Genomic DNA, 20341 nt, shown 5'->3' on the forward strand with positions numbered 1-20341 from the left:
ATCAAGTTGACAGTCAACACTGACGGTGAATAACATCCACTTATGAGCCAGACGCCCGCCCCTTCCGACGCCGCTCCGAAGCTGACGCGCAAGGCGCAGAGGGAGGCCACGCACGCCGCCCTGCTGCAGGTGGCGGTCATGCTTCTGATCGAACGAGGCGCGGCGGGCGTCACGACCCTGGAGGTCCAGCAGCGCGCCGATGTCAGCCGGGGCGCCCTGCTGCATCACTTCCCGACACGGGCTCACCTGCTGTCAGCGACAGTCACCGAGTTGATCCGCCGCAACGAAGAAGCCGTATGGCGCGAGCAGGCCCATACCGCGTCAGAAGGCGATCCCCTGACCGAGGCGATCCGCAGCCTGGTCGCCGCCGCCTCAACCTCCTCCTACGTTGCGGAAATGGAGCTGTGGGCCGTTTCCCGAACCGACCCGACATTGCGCGACACCCTGCGCGCGGCGGAACAGGACGCCCTGAAGGCGCGCGAGCGGGTTCTGGACGAACTGTTTGCGCCGCTGCGCCACGAGCCCGGCTATCGCCGCGTCGTCGACCTCAGCATCGAATTCGTGCGCGGCCTGGCCCTGTCCAACCTGCTGAGGAACGACAGCCGCCGCAGCGACGAGTTGGTCGCAGCCTGGGTCGACGCCGCCAGACTGATCATTGAACGGGCGCGAGACCCGCTGGGAGGAAAACCATGACGACAGGCCTTCAGACCTCATACTGGCCGGCGGATCAGAGCAGCCCGATCTGGGATATGACGGTCGGCGACGTCCTGCGCCGGGCCGCCGTCCTGGCGGGCGAGCGCGAGGCGCTGGTCGAAGTCGCCCCGGACGGCGCCCCTTCCCTCACCGCCGCCGCATCAACGGACCGCCGCTGGACCTACCGTCAGCTTCTCGATGAGGCAGAGGCCTGCGCCCACTGGCTGTTGGCGCGTTTCGCGCCCGGCGAACACGTCTGTATCTGGGCGCCGAACGTACCTGAATGGATCGTGGTCCAGTACGGCGCCGCCCTGGCCGGGCTGGTCGTCGTCACCGCCAATCCCGCGCTAAAGGAAGCCGAACTGCGTCATGTGCTGAAGCAGTCACGCGCTTCGGGTTTGATCCACGTCGATCAGTTCCGCGGCTATGACATGGCCCAGACGGCCCGCCGCATGGACGACGTGGTGCGCGAACGCATCTCCCTCACCGGCTTCATGGATCGGTTGAAGATCGTCGAACCCGTGCGCGACCTCCCTCCCGTCGCGCCGGACGCGCCGGTCCAGATCCAATTCACCTCCGGCACCACCGGCCTGCCCAAGGGGGCCTTGCTGCATCATCGCGGCATGGTGACCAACGCCGCCTTCCTGGTCGACCGATCGGGGCACCTCAACGAGATATGGGTCTCGCCGCTTCCGCTCTTTCATACCGCCGGGTCGGGCCTTTGCGTCCTGGGATGCGCCACCCGCCTGTCGACCCTGGTCCTGCCCTGCCTGTTCGAACCCAGGCTGATGCTGTCCGCAATAGAGCGCGAACGCGCCACGGTCGTCGGCGGCGTTCCGACCATGCTGGTGGCCTTGCTCGAAGCTCTGCCCGAAGGCCGCAGCGACCTCTCATCCCTGCGGGTCATGGTCTCGGGCGGCTCGCCGGTTCCTCCCAAGCTTCACGAACGGGTGGAAGCCGCCTTCGGCTGCCCCCTGACCAGCCTGTTCGGCCAAACGGAGCTGAGTCCCAGCCTGACCGCCAGCAGCCCCGATGACAGTGCGGCGGATCGCACCGAAACCTCGGGCCGTCCCCTGCCCCAGGTCGAGGTGCGGATCATCGACCCCCAGACCGGCGACGTAGCGCCCATCGGCCATGACGGAGAGGTTCAGGCGCGCGGCTATCAACTGATGCTGGGCTATGTGGGGCAGGACGACGCCACGGCGCGCACCATCCTGGCCGACGGCTGGTTGCGAACCGGCGATATTGGCCACCTGGATTCGCGCGGCTATCTCCGCATCACCGGCCGGCTCAGCGACATGATCATCCGTGGAGGCGAGAACCTCTATCCTGCCGAAATCGAGGCCGCCCTGACGCGCCATCCGGCCGTGGCCGAAGCGGCGGTCTTCGGCCTGCCGGACGATCATTGGGGCGAGATCGCCGCCGCCGCCATCCGCCTCCACCCCGATACGGCCCAAATCGATGCCGCCGATCTCAAAGCACACTGCCGCAAGCTGCTCTCGCCGCAGAAGACCCCCTCGAACTGGTTCGTCGTCGAGGCCATGCCTCTGACGCCGTCCGGCAAGGTCCAGAAGTACACACTCAAGGACGGAGCCTTGTCCGGGCGTCTACGCAGGATTGACTAGGTAGCGCATCGCCAGCCTCTATTTACATTCAAGTCCAAGGGGCCTTTGCCGACCATTCGGCACGGATGTGGTCGATGAACATCCGCACCTTGGGCGAGAGATGCCGACGAGTGGGATAGACGGCGCTGACCGGCGCTTCTTCACGACGGTAGTCTATCAGGATCGGCTTCAGACGTCCCTCGCGGATGTCTTCGCTGACCAGAAAGGCGCCCAATTGTACGAGTCCCAGCCCGGCCAGGGCGGCGTCGCGCACGGCTTCGCTGTTGTTGAGCCGCAGGGATCCGTTGACGCAGACCTCTCGATCCTCGCCATTCACCTTGAAGCGCCAGGGCGTAACGCCGCCGCAGACCGTGAAGACCACCTTATCGTGATGCTGAAGATCGTCGATGGCGGCGGGCTGCCCCCTGGCCTCCAGATAGGCCGGCGCCGCGCAGGTGATGAAGTGGTGTGGGGCGAGCACGCGCCGGATCAAGCCGCTGTCCGTCGGCCCGCCGACACGAATGGCCAGGTCAACGCCGTCCGCCGCCAAATCCCGGTAATCATCCGACCGGGTCACATCGGCCTCGAGTTCGGGCCATTTCGCCAGAAATCGATAGAGAGACGGCAGGATGTGACTGCGCCCCAGAGCGATCGGCGCATCAAGTCGCAACCTGCCCTTGGGGGCTTGATGTCGGTGGGCCAGCGCCGCCTCGGCGTCCTCGACCTCGCAAAGAATCCTGACGGCGTGATCATAGAAGAGCCGCCCCTCTTCCGTCAGGGCGACGCTTCGCGTGGTGCGGTGTATCAGGCGGGTGGCCACCATCGTCATGCCCGCCTCCAGCGATCTCTACTTCCCGGTCGCGGACGTTGCAGAAGAAGCCAGACGCATTCCCGGCGCCGAGCTTCGCGTGCTGGAAACGGACTGGGGCCACGTCGCCGGCAAAAGCCTCAACGAGGCGGATACAGCCGCCATTGAACGCTCAATCAAAGATCTGCTGGAACGATGAAAACCAAGGGGGCCAGGCCTTAGCCTTGCTCAGAACTCATTATGGCCGCTCCGCTGGACAGGCTGCAGCATCTCAAAGCATAGCCCCCCTTCAGAAGGGGGCTTCCTCGCGCTTCCTCATCCAGCCAAGCGACGAAGGCCTCCACCTCGGGACGAAGCCCTGCGCCCAGCGTCAAGCTGTAATAGGCGAACCGTGACGGCCAGATGCAATCCAAGGCTAGGGCTAGTCGTCCGGACGCAATCTCCTCGGCAGCGTAGATGTCGCGAACCAGGGCCAGCCCCTGTCCCGAAATGGCGGCCCGGATCAACGTGAAATCGTCGTCGAACGACGAGCCTCTTTCGGCTCGAGGGTCGTCTGCGACGTCATGGGCTTTCAGCCAAAGGCGCCAGTCCGCACGATCCGAATCCTGAAGCAGAGGATAGTTCAGGCAATCCTCCGGCGCCTCGATCGGTGGACCCGCCTGCAACAAATTCGGACTGGCGACCGGCAAAAAGACCGGCGTCATCAGGTGGCGGATTTCAAAGCCTGGATAGTCGCCCAGACCATGACGTATCGCCACGTCGATCCGGTCGCGTCGCAGATCGACCAGCTTGCCCGATGCTTCGACGCGCACCTCGACATCCGGGTGCGCATCAGTGAATCGCCCCAATCGGGGAGCCAACCACGAGGCGGCGAAAGAAGGCACGGTGCTGACCGTCACCGTCTTGCGATCGGCGGCGGCTTCCAGATTGTCCAGGCTGCGCTCGATCTGATCGAAGGCTCGGACAAGTTCCGGGTGGACTCGCAACCCGGCCTCGGTCAGGCGGACGCCGTACCGTGTGCGCGTAAACAGCGCCGTGCCGACGCGTTGCTCCAGCAACCGGATCTGCTGACTTATGGCGCCCGAGGTCACCCCCATCGCTTCGGCCGCAGCCTTGAGGCTTCCCTGACGACCCGTTTCGACAAAGGCCCGAAGGGCCAGGAGAGGGAGAACACGGCCCATAATTTAGACAATCTACACTCTGAATGCAGAAGGCATCGTTTCCTTCTGCTAGGTCAAATCGAGAATATGCCCGCCTGAAACGATCAATCAGGAGTTTAGTCAAGCTCCGGTCTTTTAGGTGAGGAATCGGATGTCTCAATCGCATGACGGGCGGCAAGCCCGATGATCGCCCTCTACACCACAGCTTCGCCGAACGGCTACAAAGCCACCATCGCTCTGGAGGAATTGGGCCTCCCCTACCGTCTTCACCATGTGAAGATCGATGACGGCGACCACCGGACACCGGACTTTCTTGCGCTCAACCCCCACGGGCGCATCCCCGTCATCACCGACGACGAGACCGGTGTTGTCCTGTTCGAGTCCGCCGCCATCCTCCTCTATCTCGCAGAGAAGAGCGGGCGACTGCTGCCGACGGATTTCAAGGCGCGCTGGGAAGCGATCCAATGGCTGATCTTCCACGCCTCCAGCACCAGTCCCATCATAGGCCAGCGCGTGCATTTCGAGATGTTCGCACCCGAGCCCATCCCCGCCGCGATCGCCCGTTATCGACAGCTCACAGAGGCCGCTTTCGCGACGCTTGACGGCCGGCTGGCCGATCACCAGTGGCTGGCTGGCGGCGAGTATTCGATCGCCGACATCGCCACCTTCGGCTGGACGCACATCGCCGGCGTCAGCGACATCGACTTCTCTCATCACGCGCACCTGACCCGCTGGCATCGGCAGGTCGCCGCCCGACCGGCCGTTCAGCGCGGCGTCGCCTTGCCTGAAATCGCCACCGCCCCCTAAGCCCGCCCTCTCAAGGATTTCTTCTGATGAGTTTCAACCTCGCGGGCGACATGCCTGCGCCCCTCGGCTCGTCTATCGACGCCTTCGCAGGCCATCCCGGCTATCGGCGTATGTTCGCATCGAACCAGCTGACGATCGGCGTCTTCCTGCCGTTGCGCTTCTACCAGGGCGACATGCGCGTACTCGAAGGTCAGGCTGACCTGGTCTCCCAGATCGACCGGCTCGGATTCGCCGCCGCCTGGGTGCGTGACGTGCCTCTATACGACCCTGGATTCGGTGACGCCGGACAGGTGTTCGACCCCTTCACCTATCTGGCCTATCTGGCCGCCAAGACGCAGCGGATCGCCCTGGCTACAGGCAGCGCCGTCTTCAGCTTGCGGCACCCCATCGACCTCGCCAAAGCCGCCGCAACCATCGACCAATTGTCCGGCGGCCGCCTCGTGCTGGGCATCGCCTCAGGCGACCGTCCGGTCGAATTTCCCGCCTACGGCCTGGATCGCGACGCGCGGGGCGAACGGTTCGCCGAGACCGTTTCAGTTTTTCGACGGCTGACCGCCGAAACGCGCCCGTCGATCCAATCCTCCCTAGGCGTCATGGCCGGCGGCGCCGATCTCCTGCCCAAGCCCGCCGCCGAACGCATTCCCTTGATAGTCACCGGATCCAGCCGCCAGGAGCTATCGTGGATCAGCCAGTATGCTGACGGCTGGCTGACCTATCCTCAGGCGACCCATACGCCGGAAGGTCCACGACAATTGGCCGGAAAGATCGCGGCCTGGCGCATGGGGATTCCTGACGGCAGCTTCCGGCCCCACATGACCAACGAATGGCTTGATCTGGTCGAGGATCCCGACTTTCCGCGCACGCCCCTGCAAGGCGGCTTTGTCCTGCGTACAGGGCGAAAGGGCCTGATCGACCTGCTGGGCGAGTGGCGGGACGCCGGCGTCAACCACGCTGCGCTCGGCGTGCAGTACGCCGCACGACCGCCGGCCGAAATCATCCAGGAGTTGGCCGAGGAAGTGCTGCCGCTCTTCCCGTCTCACGACGCACCGCCGCCTCGCTTTTCATCATGGTGACGAACAATCCCAGCACCGCCATGCCGGTGCGAGCCGCGAATCTATGTGTCATCACGACAAGCCCCGTTTCAAATCCTGCCGGCCTCACCGTCGGCGTCGTCAGATGAACGCACGGTGGAGCTGGATCGACACCCCGCTTGGGCGAATGTCCGCCATCGTGGATTCGACAGGCGCCCTCGTTCGTCTGGATTTCGAAGACGACAGTTACAGGGAGGACGCCAATAGACTCATTTCCGGCGACGCCTCTCCCGAAGCGGTCACGCATGTGGCGCTTCAACTGACGGAATATTTCGATGGGCGGCGGCGTCGCTTCGATCTCGAACTGGCTCCGCAGGGCAGCCCCTTCTTGCAGCGGGCCTGGCGGAGCTTACGCGAAACGTACTATGGCTCGGTTCTATCCTATGGCGAACTCGCTCGACGCATGGAGCCGCCGACCTCCGCACGGGCCATCGGGCGAGCCAATGCGCTCAACCCGCTGTCGATCATCGTCCCCTGCCATCGCGTCCTTGCCGTCAATGGACAGATGACGGGGTACAGCGGGGGCCTGCGCAGAAAACGTGCGCTTCTGGCGCTGGAACACGCCCACAGAACCGAACTGAAGGTTCAGTCAGCCCACACGAATAATGACGCTGACTGATGCGATTATTCGCGCCGCCCTCAGCCTGAAGTCCCCCACGATCTTCGCGGCTTGACCTTGTCAGCGCTGGAAGTCGCACGCTGGACCTACCGACACCTCGAAGGCTTGATGATGACCGCCAGCACCCCCGTTTTGATTTACACCACCCCCACCTGCCCGGACTGCCACGCCCTCAAACGGTGGCTTGCAGAACAGGGCGTCGAATACGAAGAGCGCGATCTGACCGACCCGCGGATCGCCGATGAGGCCAAGGCGCGAACCGGGGTGCGGGTGGCGCCGATCAGCATCGTCGGCGACGCGATCTTCTACGGAACGTTCCAAAGCCAGAAGCCGGGCCTGATGCAGGCGCTCGGACTCACGCAAGTCCGACAGGACGGATGAGCGTCATGCGCGTTCATATCCGCCAGGCCAGGACGACGGTGGAGGTCACGGAAGGTCAGACCCTTCTCGAGGCTGCGATCGCTGCGGGCGTCGCCTACCCTCACGGGTGCCGGTCGGGCCGCTGCGGCGCCTGCAAGTCGCGGCTGATCGAAGGCGATGTCGAATTGCTTCCTCACACCCGGTTCGCCCTGTCCGATGACGAAAAAGCCGACGGGTTGATCCTGGCCTGCCGGACCCTGCCCCGCACCGAAGCGGCCGTGGCCTGGCTGGGCGACGCCGCCGCCGTAGAGCCTGCGTATGACGTAAGCGGAACCGTCACCGAACTGAACGACCTGACCCACGACATCAAGCGGGTTCGAATCTCGCTCGACGCAAGAGGGCCGCTGTTCTTCGAAGCCGGACAATACGCTCACGTCCGCTTCGAGGGCGCGCCCGGCCGCAACTACTCAATGGCCAATACGCCAGGGCAGGACAGTTTGGAGTTTCATATCCGGCGCGTGCCGGGAGGCATGACCTCAGGCCATATTCACGAAGCCTTGAGGGTCGGCGACAAGGCCCGTTTGGACCTGCCGCTGGGTTCCTCCTTCCTGCGCCAACACCATCCAGGGCCCATCCTGTGCATCGCCGGCGGGTCTGGCCTGGCGCCGATCCAGTCGATCGTGGAAACGGCTCTCGCCCAGGGAATGAAGCAGCCGATTCACGTCTACTTCGGCGCCCGCGCCGAGCGCGACCTCTATCGGATCGAACATTTCCAGACTCTCGCACGGAGCCGTCCGAGCCTCGCCTTCACGCCCGTGCTGTCCGACAGTCCAGCGGCGGCCTATCGCTCTGGCCTGGTGACCCAGGCGGTGGCGCAAGACCTGTCCGACCTCAAGGGATGGACGGCCTATGTCGCGGGTCCGCCGTCCATGGTCGACGCCGCGATGGCGGCCGCCTTCGCCGCCGGCCTGCACCGCGACGACATGCACGCCGATGTCTTCTTCACCCCAAGCCAATCAGCCGTGGCCGAATGAGCCTGAGCTGAAACCCCGCGCGTTGATGCGAAAAGCCGGGCTGCAAAAGCGGCAGCCCGGCGATGTCAGTTTACGCGGAATGACTTGAGGCGACCTAGATCACGGTCGCCGGATAGCCCGCCTCCTCAAGCACGCTCTGGATGGCGTCAACCGCCGCCGTCGTCTGGATCTTGACGGTGCGAGCGACCGAATCCGCCGCGACATCGGCCTGCGGATCGACCGAATGAATGGCCCGCGTCACCGACTTGGCGCAACCGCCGCAAGTCATGCTCTCGATTTTGAGTTCCATGAGATTCCTCCTTGGTTTGGGTCTCATGTCCTCCGAAGTGGGGTCTCCAACCCTGGCAGGGTCAACAGACCCCGCCGGAGAAAAACAACATTGACCTTCCTATGGCTGGAAGCCTCAGCCTGACCGCAACTTGAACTCGAAACGAGAAAGGAAGCGGCCATGAACGCCCCTGTTCGAACAATAGACCTCGTGGGAGCGACGACCCTGCCGATCGAGGGCATGACCTGCGCCTCCTGCGTCGGACGCATCGAGCGCGCCTTGCAGGCCGTCCCCGGCGTGACGACCGTCTCGGTCAATCTGGCGACAGAACGCGCCAGCATCACGACGAACTCGCCTGTCGACCGCAGCCGGTTGGTCGCCGCCGTCGAAAGCGCAGGCTACACCGTTCCCACCAGCAGCTCCGGCGTCACGGAGCTGTCGATCGAAGGCATGACCTGCGCCTCCTGCGTGGGACGCATCGAGCGCGCCTTGGCGGGCGTTCCTGGCGTGACGAAAGCCGCCGTCAACCTGGCGACCGAGCGCGCCTCGATCCAGGGGAGCGCCGAATCTTCCGCCCTGATCGCCGCCGTCAAGGACGCCGGTTATGAGGCGAAGCTGATCGAAACGTCCTCCGGCGGCGCAGACGAGAATGACGAACGGGCTGAAAAGAAGGAAGCCGAGCGCCGTGAACTGACGCGGGACTTCTCCATTGCTGCGGCGCTCACCCTGCCGGTCTTTCTGCTGGAGATGGGATCCCACCTGATCCCCGGCGTTCATGGGCTGATCGAATCCACGATCGGGATGCAGATGAACTGGTACATCCAGTTCATCCTGACGACGCTTGTCCTCTTCATTCCGGGCATACGTTTCTACAAGAAGGGCCTTCCGGCGCTCTGGCGCTTGACGCCGGACATGAACTCCCTGGTGGCGGTCGGCTCGCTGGCGGCCTACGGCTATTCGCTGGTCGCGACCTTCGCGCCTCGCATCCTTCCCCCTGGAACGGTCAACGTCTATTTCGAGGCCGCCGCCGTCATCGTCACCCTGATCCTGTTGGGGCGCTTGCTTGAAGCGCGCGCCAAGGGCCGAACGTCGGAAGCGATCAAGCGCCTGGCCGGCCTTCAGGCCAAGACCGCGCGCGTCCGCCGCGATGGCGAGACCGTCGATCTGCCGATCGCCTCGGTCGCCGCTGGCGACGTCATCGAGGTTCGCCCCGGCGAGCGTCTGCCCGTCGACGGCGAGGTGATCGAAGGCTCCAGCTACATTGATGAATCGATGATCACCGGCGAACCGATCCCGGTCTCCAAGTCGCCGGGCAGCGAGGTCGTCGGCGGCACCGTCAACCAGAAGGGCGCCATCGCCTATCGCGCCACAGCGGTCGGCGGCGACACCGTGCTGTCGCAGATCATCCGCATGGTCGAGGAAGCGCAGGGCTCCAAGCTGCCGATCCAGGCCCTAGTTGACCGGGTCACCATGTGGTTCGTGCCGGCGGTCTTCGTCGTCGCAGCGCTGACTTTCGCCGCCTGGCTCTCGTTCGGCCCCTCGCCCGCCCTGACCTTCGCCCTGGTCAACGCCGTCGCCGTTCTGATCATCGCCTGCCCGTGCGCCATGGGCCTGGCGACGCCGACCTCCATCATGGTGGGCACCGGCCGAGGCGCCGAACTGGGCGTCCTGTTCCGTAAGGGCGAGGCGCTGCAACTCCTGAAAGACGCCAAGGTCGTGGCCCTCGACAAGACCGGCACCCTGACCGAAGGCAAGCCGTCGTTGACCGATCTGGAACTCGCCTCCGGCTTCGATCGGGCTCAGGTGCTGAGCCTCGTCGCCGCCGTCGAAACGCGTTCGGAACACCCGATCGCCAGCGCCATCGTGGAAGCAGCCAAGGCTGAAGGCCTGTCCCTGCCGATGGTGACGGACTTCGAATCCGTCACAGGTTTCGGCGTTAAGGCCATGGCCGAAGGCGTCCGCGTGGAGATTGGCGCGGACCGCTACATGATCGAACTGGGCCATGATGTGACGGCCTTTGCCGCCGTCTCCGAACGGTTGGGAGATGAAGGCAAGTCGCCCCTCTACGCCGCGATCGACGGACGGCTGGCCGCCATCATCGCCGTGGCGGATCCGATCAAGTCGGCGACGCCCGCCGCGATCAAGGCTCTGCACGCGCTTGGCCTCAAGGTGGCGATGATCACGGGCGATAACGCCCGCACGGCCGGAGCCATCGCCGCCCGCCTGGGCATTGACGAGGTGGTGGCCGAGGTTCTGCCGGACGGCAAGGTCGATGCGGTCCGCCGCTTGCGATCCAAGCACGGCAAGGTCGCCTTCGTCGGCGACGGCATCAACGACGCCCCGGCCCTGGCCGAGGCCGATGTGGGCCTCGCCATCGGTACCGGCACCGACATCGCCATCGAAGCGGCCGACGTGGTCCTCATGTCCGGCAGTCTCCAGGGCGTGCCAAACGCCATCGCCCTGTCCAAGGCGACGATCGGCAACATCCGGCAGAATCTGTTCTGGGCCTTCGCCTACAACACAGCCTTGATCCCGGTCGCGGCGGGTCTGCTCTACCCAGCCTACGGCGTGTTGCTCTCGCCCGTGTTCGCCGCAGGCGCCATGGCCCTTTCGAGCGTCTTCGTCCTGGGTAATGCGCTGCGGCTGCGCGCGTTCAAGGCCCCTCACTGACAACACCACGGCGGCCGACGCCACGTCGGCCGCCTACCTTCCTGGGAGGAAATCCATGAACATTGGCAAGACTTCGAGAGAATCCGGCGTGTCGGCCAAGATGATCCGCTACTATGAGCAAATCGGCCTCATCCCCGCCGTTGATCGAAGACCGTCTGGCTATCGCGACTATTCGGACGATGACGTGCATATGCTGCGCTTCATCCGACGCGCCCGCGACCTGGGCTTCTCGGTCGCCGAGATCGGCGACCTGCTGAGTCTCTGGCGCAACGAGAGCCGGCAGAGCGCCGAGGTCAAACAGATGGCTCAAGGTCACATCAACGGTCTTCAGAAGAAAATCAAAGACCTGAAGGAGATGGCCCATTCTCTCACCATGCTGGTCAATGCCTGTCATGGCGACCACCGGCCGCACTGCCCTATCCTGCAAAGCCTCGAGAAGGGCAAAGCGGGCGAGGATCGTTCCATACTGCCCCGCCGCGGCGCCGTGGCGCGTCCCTAGACGCTTGACCTGACAAGCGTTGGAAGCGGCTTCCTGGCCTGCTCGATCCTCAGCAGGAGATTATGTCATGGACCATTCCGACCACGCGCCAGGACAGAGCGCCGCCCAGAACGACCCGGTGATCGCCGCCTATCTGGCGGCGAACAGCCGAATGCACACCGACATGACGATCATGTTCACCGGCGACGCAGACACGGACTTCATGCGCGGCATGATCCCCCACCACCAGGGCGCCATCGACATGGCCAAGGTGGTTCTCGAGCATGGCTCCGATCCCGAGGTGAACGCGCTGGCCCGCGCTGTAATCTCCGCCCAGGAGTCTGAGATCGCGATGATGAAGGCCTGGCTGGTCAAGCGCGGAGCCTAGCTGCGCAGCCTTCGCCATCCAGTCGGCCGGGAGGCGCGCCGCACTACGGCGCGCCTCCTTCATTCATGCGGCGTGTTCGACCCAGCCTCCGCCCAGCGCCTTGTACAGGTTCGTCAGATTGCTCTGCCGCGTCAGGCGCGCACGGATCAGGGCCTGCTGCGCGCCATAGAGCGTTCTTTGGGTTTCAAGAACGAAGAGATAGCTGTCCTCGCCCTCACGATAGCGCTGCTCGGCCATGCGATAGGCCGTTTCGCTGGCCGCGACGCGCAGCCCCTCCGCGCGGATCTGGTCGTTCAGGGTCGCCTGTCCCGCGAGACCGTCCGCGACATCGCGGAACGCCGCCTGGATCGTCCGCTCATAGCGGGCGACCTCTATCTGCTCCATCAGACGCGCGCGTTCGAGATTGGCTCGGAGAGCCCCGCCGCGGAAAATAGGCGCCGTGATCTGAGGCGTGAAGCTCCAAGCCCGCGCGCCTGACGAAAAGAGATCATCGAGATCATTGCTGGCCGTGCCTATCGACCCTGTCAGGCTGACCGTAGGGAAGAAGGCCGCCCTCGCCGCTCCGATGTGGGCGTTCGCCGCCATCAGCGCCTGCTCCGCCGCGCGCACGTCCGGACGTCGCAGCAGCAACTCCGACGGCAACCCCGGCGGCAAGTCGGCGATGGCCCAGTCATCCGAGACCCCTGCGTCCAGATCGAGCGCCGCATTCTGCTCCGGCGTAAGCGGACCGCCGGCCAACAGCGCAAGGGCGTTCCGATCGCGCGCGACCTGCCGCGCATAAGCTTCACGCTCCGCTTCCGCCCCGCGCAACTCGGCCTCGGCCTGGCGCACCTCGATCAGGCTGGCCTCGCCGGCGGCGACACGTTCGCTCATGAGGGCGTGGGACTTTCGCCGGGTCTCGACTGTTTCGTCCGCCAATCTCAACAAGGCCTGATCGGCGCGGAAGGTCAGATAGGCGTTGGCCGTCTCGGCGATGAGGGCAAGCTCAGCCGAGGTGCGCGTTTCTTCCTGCGCCAGATAAGACGCGAGGGCCTGATCATTCAGGCTGCGGATCCGGCCCCATAGATCAAGCTCCCAAGCGGAAACCGTCGCCGACATCTGGTGAGCGCGCGCAATTTCTGACGTTCCGGACGCAGTCAAAGGCCCCGGCGTGCGTTGAGAGGCGGACGACGCGACGCCGTCCAGTTGCGGCGCCAACTCGGCGCGTTGAATGCGATAGGTCGCGCGCGCCGCCTCTACGTTCAGCGCGGCGATACGTATGTCTCGATTGTTCTGGAGCGCATCCTCGATCAGGTCATGCAGGATCGGATCCCGAAAGAACTCTCGCCAACCGATGTCCGCCACGGTTGCGCCAGAAGACGCCGGCTGGGCCTGGGCGTAGACGCCTTCGGTTGGAAAGGCGCTTTCAACAGGCGGGGCGGGACGCTGATAGGCGGGCGAAAAGGCGCATCCCCCGAGGAGGGCGATACCCGCCAGGGCGGCGCCATGAAACAACCTCGGGGTACGAAAGCGTGCTCGGCTTCGCAGCGGAGCGGACGGAAGAACAGCAAACATGGCGATCCTCTGAAAATAAGGCTGGGATCGCCCCATCCGCCGTGAACTCGGCGACGGATGGGGCGTAGGAAGGGACGAATCTCAGTCCGAGATCGTCGGCGCCGTCGCCTTCGGCCTTGGCTTGCCTCTCAGGGCGAAACGGCGAACGGCGACGTAGAAAACAGGTGTCAGGATCAGGCCGAACAACGTCACCCCGATCATGCCTGCAAAGACAGCGACGCCCATGGCCTGGCGCATCTCGGCCCCGGCGCCGGACGCCAACACCAGGGGAACGACCCCCGCGATGAAGGCGAGCGACGTCATCAGGATGGGCCGTAGACGAAGGCGCGCCGCTTCCAGCACGGCGTTGAGCGGATCGACGCCGTCTTCTTCCCTGGCGCGTGCGAACTCCACGATCAGGATCGCATTCTTGGCCGCCAGACCGACCAGGACGACAAAGCCGATCTGAGTGAAGATGTTGTTGTCGCCGCCGGAAACCCAGACCCCTACGATCGCGGAGAGCAGGGCCAGCGGCGCGATCAGCAAGACCGCAAAAGGCAAGGACCAGCTATTGTATTGAGCGGCCAGAATGAGGAAGGCCAGCAGGACCGCCAAGGGGAAGACGAGCAGCGCTGTATTCCCGCCCTGCTTCTCCTGGAACGTCAGGTCTGTCCACTCATAGATCATGCCCGGCGGCAGGGTCTCCTCCAGGATCCGTTCGATAGCCGCAGTAGCCTGGCCGGACGAGTATCCCGACGCCGGACCGCCGCTGATGTCCGCCGAGGGATAGCCGTTGTAGTGCATCACCCGATCAGGGCCTGAAGTGCGCGTCACATTGACCAGGGCGGAAAGCGGAATCATCTCTCCAGCGGCGTTGCGCACTTTCAACTGACCGATGTCTTCGACCTGTTGGCGGAACGGCGCATCCGCCTGGACCATGACCCGATAGGTCCGCCCAAATCGATTGAAATCATTCACATACATCGAGCCCAGATTGATCTGCATCGCTTCAAAGACAGCGGACAGCGCCACGCCGTGGGCCTTCGCCTTTACGCGATCGACATCAACCTGAACTTGCGGGGCGTTATTCTGGAAGCTGGCCAGCATGCCGACCAACTCCGGCGCCTGCATCGCCTTGGCCATGACCTGCGCCTGTACCTGGGCGAGGGCCTCATAACCCAAGCCCGCGCGATCCTCGATCTGCAGCTTGAAGCCGCCAAAGGCGCCCAGACCCGGCACCGGCGGCGGTGGAAACACGCCGACGAAACCGTCTGGAATCTGGCTGAACCGCCCCATCAGCCGATCAGCGATGGCGTTCGCCGAGAGGTCGGCCGACGTCCGCTCGCCAAAGTCATCCAGCATGATGAACATCAATGCGGCATTGGGCAGATTGACCCCGCCGTTGGGCGACAGGCCGGGGAAGGCCACCACGCTTTCGACGCCGGGCTCCGCCATGGCGATATCCGACATCTGCTTGACCACGCTCTCCGTGCGATCGAGCGAGGCGCCGGTCGGCAATTGGGCGACGCCCACCAGGTAGTATTTGTCCTGCATCGGCATGAAACCCGCAGGGGTCTGATGGAAGCCCAGCCAGGTCAGGCCGAGGAAGCCAAGGTAGAGCAGGCCCACCACGCTGCTGAAGCGGATCGCCCGACGCACGGAGCCCACATAACGCTCCGATGAGCGGTCGAAAAACCGATTGAAGTGCAAGAAGAAACGACCAAAGACGCGGTCGATCAACCGCGTCAGCCAGTCGCGCCGCGTCTCGCCATGATGAGGACGCAGCAAAACAGCCGCCAGCGCCGGCGACAGCGTCAGAGAGTTAATCGCCGACAGGATCGTGGAAATGGCGATCGTCAGAGCGAACTGGCGATAGAACTCGCCCTGAAGGCCTGACAAGAAGGCCGAGGGCACGAAAACCGCCGACAACACGGCGGTGATCGCCAGGATCGGCCCCGTCACCTCGTCCATCGCCGCGCGCGCAGCCGTCTTGGGCGACTTGCCCAGACCAAGGTGACGCTCGACGTTCTCCACCACCACGATGGCGTCGTCGACGACAATGCCGATCGACAGCACGAGGCCGAATAGGGAGAGGGTGTTCAGCGAGAAGCCGAAAAGATGCATAACGGCCAGCGTTCCCACCAAGGAGATCGGCACAGCCACCAGAGGAATGATGGACGCGCGCCAGCTCTGCAGGAAAAGCACCACCACCAAGACGACCAGCAGAGTGGCCTCAAGCAAGGTCACGGCCACGGACTTCAATGAAGCGCGTACGAAGATCGTAGGATCGTAGGCGATCTCGTACGTCAGGCCTTCAGGGAAGTCGGCCTTGAGCCGCTCCATGGTCGCACGGACGGCCTTGGAGCCGTCGAGGGCGTTGGCGCCGGGGCTCTGCAGAATCTGCATGGCCACCGCCGGTCGCCCGTTCAGGAAGCTGCGCATGGTGTAGGCGTCAGCCCCCAGTTCGATGCGCGCCACATCCTTCAACTTGACGACCTGCCCCTCGAGGCCGGCCTTGACGACGATGTCGCCGAACTGTTCGACCGTCGTCAGTCGCCCCAGCGCATTGACTGAAATCTGATAGGCCGACCGAGCGTCCGGCTGTTGCCCCACCGAGCCGGAAGCGACCTGGACGTTCTGCTCGCGGATCGCGGCGACGACGTCGCTGGCGGTAAGGTCCAATGCGGCGAGTTTGGCCGGCTCCAGCCACACTCGCATGGCGTATTCGCCTTCCCCGCTGATAAGAACATTGGCCACGCCCGGCAGCCGCGCCAGTTCATCGCGAACATTGAGCGCCGCATAGTTCGACACATGAAGCGGGGAATAGCGCGCATCAGTCGCGCGCATATGGACCACCATCAGCACGTCAGGCGACGTCTTGTCGGTGATCACGCCCATCTGCTGCACTTCGGGCGGCAGTCTGGGCAACGCTCGCGCTACGCGGTTCTGCACCTGAATCTGCGCCAGGTCCGGATCCGTCCCCTGCTTAAAGGAGATGCTGATCGACATCCGGCCGTCGCTCGACGCTTGCGAGCTCATGTAGAGCATGTTCTCGACGCCGTTGATGGCCTGCTCCAAAGGCGCCGCCACCGTCTCGGCGACGACATCGGGGCTGGCCCCTGGATAGGCGGCCGTCACCTGGATCATGGGCGGCGTCACGGCCGGATACTCGCTTAGGGGCAGGCGCAGGAACGCCAGTCCGCCCGCAATCAGCATCAGGACCGACAACACGACCGCAAAGATCGGGCGATCAATGAAGAAGCGGGGGAAGGTCATCGCCCGGCCTCCGCGGCCGCGGGCGCCTGCTGCGGTTGGGGCTGCATCGTCGTGTGCTGGGGCGTGACCTGCATGCCCGGCCGCACAAGGCCTTTCAGGATGATGACCTCACCCGCCTTCAGGCCGCTTTCGACCACACGGAGGCCATCAGCCATTCCGCCGAGCTTGACCGGACGGTACTCGACCTTGTTGCCCGCCCCCAGCGTCAGGACATAGGTCTGTCCCTGGTCCGTGCCGACCGCCTGATCATCAATGAGAACAGCCTGGCGTGGAGCCGCGGTGTCCAGCCGAACGCGCGCGAACAGACCCGGCGCCAACAGGCCGCCGGGGTTGGCGATCACGGCGCGAGCGCGCACCGTGCCGGTGCCGCGATTCACCTGAGCCCCGATGAAATCCAGCTCGCCTTCGTGGGGATGGCCTTCTTCATTCATCAGACCGATGCGTACGGGCAGTCTGTTCGCCGGGCGGCCATTTCCGTCCGGGCGGGCCCTGGCGATGAAGTCCAGATAGGCCGCCTCATCGATGTCGAAATAGACCTGAAGCGGATCGATGGAGACGATAGTCGTCAACACCGTCACGCCCGCAGCGATCACATTGCCCCTGGTGACGGCGATGCGATCCACACGCCCGCTGATGGGCGCCGTCACGCGCGCATAGGACAGGTTCAATCGCGCCGCCGCAGACGCCGCATGGGCGGCCTGAACCTGCGCCTGTCGCTCACGGTGAGCGGACTGAGCGGTCTCAAGCGCACGCGCGGAAATGGCCCCGTTGGGCGCCAAACGCTCGGCGCGCGCCAGATCCGCCTCCGCCTGCGTCAGTTGGACCTCAGCCTGACGCGCCTGAGCCTCTGCGGCATCCAGCAGAACCTGAAGCGGTCGTGGGTCAAGTTGGAACAACAGCTGCCCCTGCCGCACGAGCCCCCCTTCGGGGACGCTCACGCTTTGGATGGTGCCGCCCGCCTTGGGACGCAGTTCGACCGTTTCAGGGGCCGCCAGATAGCCGGTGAACTCCACCGTCGGCGCGATCTCTCGGCCCAAGGCCTGGGCCACAGGCGCCGCCGGCGCAGCAGAAGCGGCGACCGCGCTTTCCGCTGGAACCTGCTGCACCGCGTAGATCAGGCCGCCGCCAGCCAACAGGCCGCCTGTGACGACCACCGCCGCCTTCTTGGATATTCGCATGAATTCCTATCCCGAGGAGGGCCGCTAACCGGCCCCATGCCGGAGGCGGTCGCCTGCCGATCAACGGGTGGTGCTTGCTACAAGCCTTGTAAGGTCAAGCCGTTCGGACGCCTGTTTCAAGCGGCGTCGAGAGAGGTCTGCAGGCGGTGTCAGACGCATGGCGAAACCGACGAGGCACGCCGTCGCGCGCCTCGTCGGCTTTGAAGAAACGTCCCCCGCTCACCTCGTCTGCCCGGGCTTAGATCGGCTTCCCTCCGGCGGACCTTTCACGCGAGCGCTGAGCAAAGACGATGGCGGTCATGAGCCCCAGCGCCAGATTGACCAACGCATGGCTCCACTCGAAACTCATGGCGTGAATGATGAACATCATCGCCTCGAGCGTCAGCATCGCCATCGTCGCCAAAACCAGCAACGGACGCCCGAACGCCCAGGAGATCAGGGGCGACAGGACCGCCGCCGCCAAGACCACCTCCACCACGCCGAGCAGGCGCACCGCCTGGGGCGCGAAGTGGACCGGCCAGGACAAGAGAATGATCAGCATATCCATAGGCTGGCTGAGCTTGGCGTAGCCCGCCGCGATGAAGAACATCGCCAGCCAACCCTGGAGCGTCCAAAGCGCCATATGTCGATAGCTTGCGTGCAGGCCCTTCATGACCGTGTCGGCGCCCGAACGCCGTCAAGGGCTGCGCTTGTCTTTCGTCGGCGCCATGCGAACCAGGCCGTCCCCAGCCCCGCAACCGCCAAGATCGGCGCGGCGGCGACATTGACCACCGCCCAACCGTGCCCGACCTGCACCGCCCCTGCGGCCAGGGTCGCCAGCGCCGTCGCGCCGAAGACCATGAATTCATTAGCCGCCTGAGTCTTGGCGCGCTCGGCCGGCGCATAGGCTTCCGTCAACAGGGTGGTGCCGCCGATGTAGAGGAAATTCCACCCGGCTCCCAGAAGCAGCAAGGTGGCCTTGAACAGCAGCAGTCCCGGTCCGCTCAGGGCGATGCCAAGACTGATCGCCGACAATACGAGTCCCGCCATCAGAATCCGTCTCACGCCGTAACGCGTCGCCAGCCCTCCCGTGATGAAGGACGGCGCGAACATGCCTATGAGATGCCAGCGTGTGACCTCGGCCGCCGCGTCCACCCCATGTCCCGCCGCCACCACCGCAAGCGGGGAGGCGGTCATGACAAAGCTCATCACGACATAGGCCGCTGCGGCGTTCAGAACCGCGATCAGGAACACCGGCTGACGCATGATCGCCGCCAAGGTTCGAGCAGGCCCCTTTTTCTCGTTCTCCGTTGCGGACGGCGGAGCTCGCAAAAGCCCCAGCAATGCGATTGAAATCAACGCGATCAAGGCTGACGCGGCATAGGCCCCCGCATACTCCGCCCCCGACACGAGGTGACGCGTGCGTGCAGCGATCTCGGGCCCGGCCAGCGCGGCCGCAACGCCGCCTGCCAGCACCCATGCCACCGCCTTCGCACGAAAAGCCGCCCCCACCATATCGGCGGCGGCGAAGCGATAGTACATGGCCGAGGCTTGAAAAACGCCCATCAGCGCATTGCCGAGACAAAACAGAGCGAAATCGCCCGCGGCCATGCCCCAGGCCGCCACGCCTGATCCTGTCGCTCCGATCAGCGCCCCGACCTGAAAGCCAAGCCGGCGCCCGACCCTGGCCATCAGCAGCGATGTCGGAATGGCGGCGGCGGCCGTCACGACCGTGATCAAGGCCAACGGCAAGGTGGCGAGCCCCGGCGTCGGCGCCAGTTCGGCTCCCGCCAGACCGGAGAAGGTGAAGACAACAGAGACTGACGATAGATAGAGCGCCTGGGCCGCAGCCAACAGCAACGTCTGGCGACGCCCCCCGCTAGCTAACCGCTCGCCCCCGTCGGCCTTCACAGCTCGGCCTCAGCGGCGTCGGGCGACCAAGTCTGCGCGATCGTGGTTTGAAAGAAAGTAGCGGACGCCATCGGACCAGCTCCGTGAATAACCTCCGCAAGGTCATGGAGCTTTCAACGCTGGGACGGTCAACCTCCCAGAGCCCTTGCGGCCGCTGGCGGCGGGGCTGGGGCACCTGCTGCGTGCGATGACCGGTTCGTGGAGCTCGACGGACTGTGGAGGCACTCGGCGCCGTTCTACAGCGCCATCGGCCGACCTTCGATTGATCCGGAACTGCTGATCCGGATGCTATTCGAAGATTACTGCTTCGGCATCCGATTTCGGCATTACGGCTCCAGGGGCGCCGCAGACGTTTCATTTGAGGCGGAGCATTGGAGCGGGCCCGCTTCGGGAGCCTGGTGTGCACGGTGTAGGCCCAGACAGCAGAAAGCCCCGGGGCGTTGGCCGTCGGGGCTTTGTAAGCTTGGGTGCGGGAGTAGGATTT

Annotated in this window: 19 protein-coding genes; 11 read left to right on the top strand and 8 right to left on the bottom strand. The window is 64.7% G+C overall.

The window, feature by feature from the left end; all coding sequences use genetic code 11:
- Positions 1-42: 42 nt before the first annotated feature.
- Both B2Y21_RS07145 and B2Y21_RS07150 read left to right on the top strand, forming a co-directional pair.
- Positions 43-693 (top strand): TetR/AcrR family transcriptional regulator, encoded by a 651-nt coding sequence (locus B2Y21_RS07145; RefSeq protein WP_292058380.1) that lies wholly within the window; start codon positions 43-45, stop codon positions 691-693.
- Positions 690-2318 carry a class I adenylate-forming enzyme family protein gene (locus B2Y21_RS07150; RefSeq protein WP_292058381.1) on the top strand — a complete coding sequence of 543 codons (1629 nt, stop codon included), beginning with the start codon at positions 690-692 and terminating at the stop codon, positions 2316-2318. The genes B2Y21_RS07145 and B2Y21_RS07150 overlap by 4 nt, the downstream gene beginning before the upstream one ends.
- 28 nt (positions 2319-2346) lie before the next feature.
- On the opposite strand, the gene B2Y21_RS07155 is transcribed toward B2Y21_RS07150, so the two are convergent.
- Entirely contained in the window at positions 2347-3117 is a 771-nt protein-coding gene (locus tag B2Y21_RS07155; protein WP_292058383.1) for a substrate binding domain-containing protein, read from the bottom strand.
- Between B2Y21_RS07155 and B2Y21_RS07160 the strand changes: the two genes are divergently transcribed.
- A complete protein-coding gene (locus B2Y21_RS07160) occupies positions 3110-3304 on the top strand; it encodes a hypothetical protein (protein ID WP_292058384.1) in 195 nt (64 codons plus the stop codon). The genes B2Y21_RS07155 and B2Y21_RS07160 overlap by 8 nt on opposite strands.
- 19 nt (positions 3305-3323) lie before the next feature.
- On the opposite strand, the gene B2Y21_RS07165 is transcribed toward B2Y21_RS07160, so the two are convergent.
- The gene (locus B2Y21_RS07165; protein WP_292058386.1) at positions 3324-4286 is read right to left on the bottom strand and encodes a LysR substrate-binding domain-containing protein; all 963 of its coding nucleotides are present in this window, start codon (positions 4284-4286) and stop codon (positions 3324-3326) included.
- Between the two features lie 162 nt (positions 4287-4448).
- On the opposite strand from B2Y21_RS07165, the gene B2Y21_RS07170 reads away from it, so the two are divergent.
- The 5 genes from B2Y21_RS07170 to B2Y21_RS07190 all read left to right on the top strand — a co-directional run bounded on the left by B2Y21_RS07170 (position 4449) and on the right by B2Y21_RS07190 (position 8176).
- Entirely contained in the window at positions 4449-5072 is a 624-nt protein-coding gene (locus B2Y21_RS07170; RefSeq protein ID WP_292058388.1) for a glutathione S-transferase family protein, read from the top strand.
- 26 nt (positions 5073-5098) lie between these two features.
- Positions 5099-6145 (top strand): LLM class oxidoreductase, encoded by a 1047-nt coding sequence (locus B2Y21_RS07175; protein WP_292058391.1) that lies wholly within the window; start codon positions 5099-5101, stop codon positions 6143-6145.
- A 103-nt stretch (positions 6146-6248) separates the two neighbouring features.
- Entirely contained in the window at positions 6249-6782 is a 534-nt protein-coding gene (locus B2Y21_RS07180; protein ID WP_409410745.1) for a methylated-DNA--[protein]-cysteine S-methyltransferase, read from the top strand.
- 51 nt (positions 6783-6833) lie between these two features.
- Positions 6834-7163, top strand: a complete 330-nt coding sequence (locus B2Y21_RS07185) for a glutaredoxin family protein (RefSeq protein WP_292058412.1) — start codon at positions 6834-6836, stop codon at positions 7161-7163.
- 5 nt (positions 7164-7168) lie between these two features.
- Complete coding sequence (locus B2Y21_RS07190) at positions 7169-8176, top strand: 2Fe-2S iron-sulfur cluster-binding protein (RefSeq protein WP_292058416.1); 1008 nt, start codon at positions 7169-7171, stop codon at positions 8174-8176.
- 94 nt (positions 8177-8270) lie between these two features.
- On the opposite strand, the gene B2Y21_RS07195 is transcribed toward B2Y21_RS07190, so the two are convergent.
- A complete protein-coding gene (locus tag B2Y21_RS07195; RefSeq protein WP_292058419.1) occupies positions 8271-8465 on the bottom strand; it encodes a heavy-metal-associated domain-containing protein in 195 nt (64 codons plus the stop codon).
- 159 nt (positions 8466-8624) lie between these two features.
- Here B2Y21_RS07195 and B2Y21_RS07200 point away from each other — a divergent pair, with 159 nt between their 5' ends.
- The 3 genes from B2Y21_RS07200 (at position 8625) to copM (ending at position 11980) form a co-directional block, all read left to right on the top strand.
- A complete protein-coding gene (locus B2Y21_RS07200; protein WP_292058422.1) occupies positions 8625-11114 on the top strand; it encodes a heavy metal translocating P-type ATPase in 2490 nt (829 codons plus the stop codon).
- A gap of 55 nt (positions 11115-11169) precedes the next feature.
- The gene (cueR, locus tag B2Y21_RS07205) at positions 11170-11613 is read left to right on the top strand and encodes a Cu(I)-responsive transcriptional regulator (RefSeq protein ID WP_125901877.1); all 444 of its coding nucleotides are present in this window, start codon (positions 11170-11172) and stop codon (positions 11611-11613) included.
- Positions 11614-11680: 67 nt separating this feature from the next.
- Positions 11681-11980: a CopM family metallochaperone gene (gene copM / locus B2Y21_RS07210; protein WP_292058426.1), complete on the top strand. Its 300-nt coding sequence runs from the start codon at positions 11681-11683 to the stop codon at positions 11978-11980.
- Between the two features lie 63 nt (positions 11981-12043).
- On the opposite strand, the gene B2Y21_RS07215 is transcribed toward copM, so the two are convergent.
- The 5 genes from B2Y21_RS07215 to B2Y21_RS07235 form a co-directional block, all read right to left on the bottom strand.
- Complete coding sequence (locus tag B2Y21_RS07215) at positions 12044-13474, bottom strand: efflux transporter outer membrane subunit (protein ID WP_292058427.1); 1431 nt, start codon at positions 13472-13474, stop codon at positions 12044-12046.
- A 141-nt stretch (positions 13475-13615) separates the two neighbouring features.
- Entirely contained in the window at positions 13616-16789 is a 3174-nt protein-coding gene (locus tag B2Y21_RS07220; protein ID WP_292058429.1) for an efflux RND transporter permease subunit, read from the bottom strand.
- The gene (locus B2Y21_RS07225; protein WP_292058431.1) at positions 16786-17967 is read right to left on the bottom strand and encodes an efflux RND transporter periplasmic adaptor subunit; all 1182 of its coding nucleotides are present in this window, start codon (positions 17965-17967) and stop codon (positions 16786-16788) included. The genes B2Y21_RS07220 and B2Y21_RS07225 overlap by 4 nt, the downstream gene beginning before the upstream one ends.
- A gap of 238 nt (positions 17968-18205) precedes the next feature.
- A complete protein-coding gene (locus B2Y21_RS07230) occupies positions 18206-18619 on the bottom strand; it encodes a DoxX family protein (RefSeq protein WP_292058432.1) in 414 nt (137 codons plus the stop codon).
- The gene (locus tag B2Y21_RS07235; RefSeq protein ID WP_292058434.1) at positions 18616-19800 is read right to left on the bottom strand and encodes an MFS transporter; all 1185 of its coding nucleotides are present in this window, start codon (positions 19798-19800) and stop codon (positions 18616-18618) included. The genes B2Y21_RS07230 and B2Y21_RS07235 overlap by 4 nt, the downstream gene beginning before the upstream one ends.
- Positions 19801-20341: the final 541 nt, after the last annotated feature.

It is taken from the genome of Brevundimonas sp. UBA5936, from assembly GCA_002430835.1.
GTDB lineage: Bacteria > Pseudomonadota > Alphaproteobacteria > Caulobacterales > Caulobacteraceae > Brevundimonas.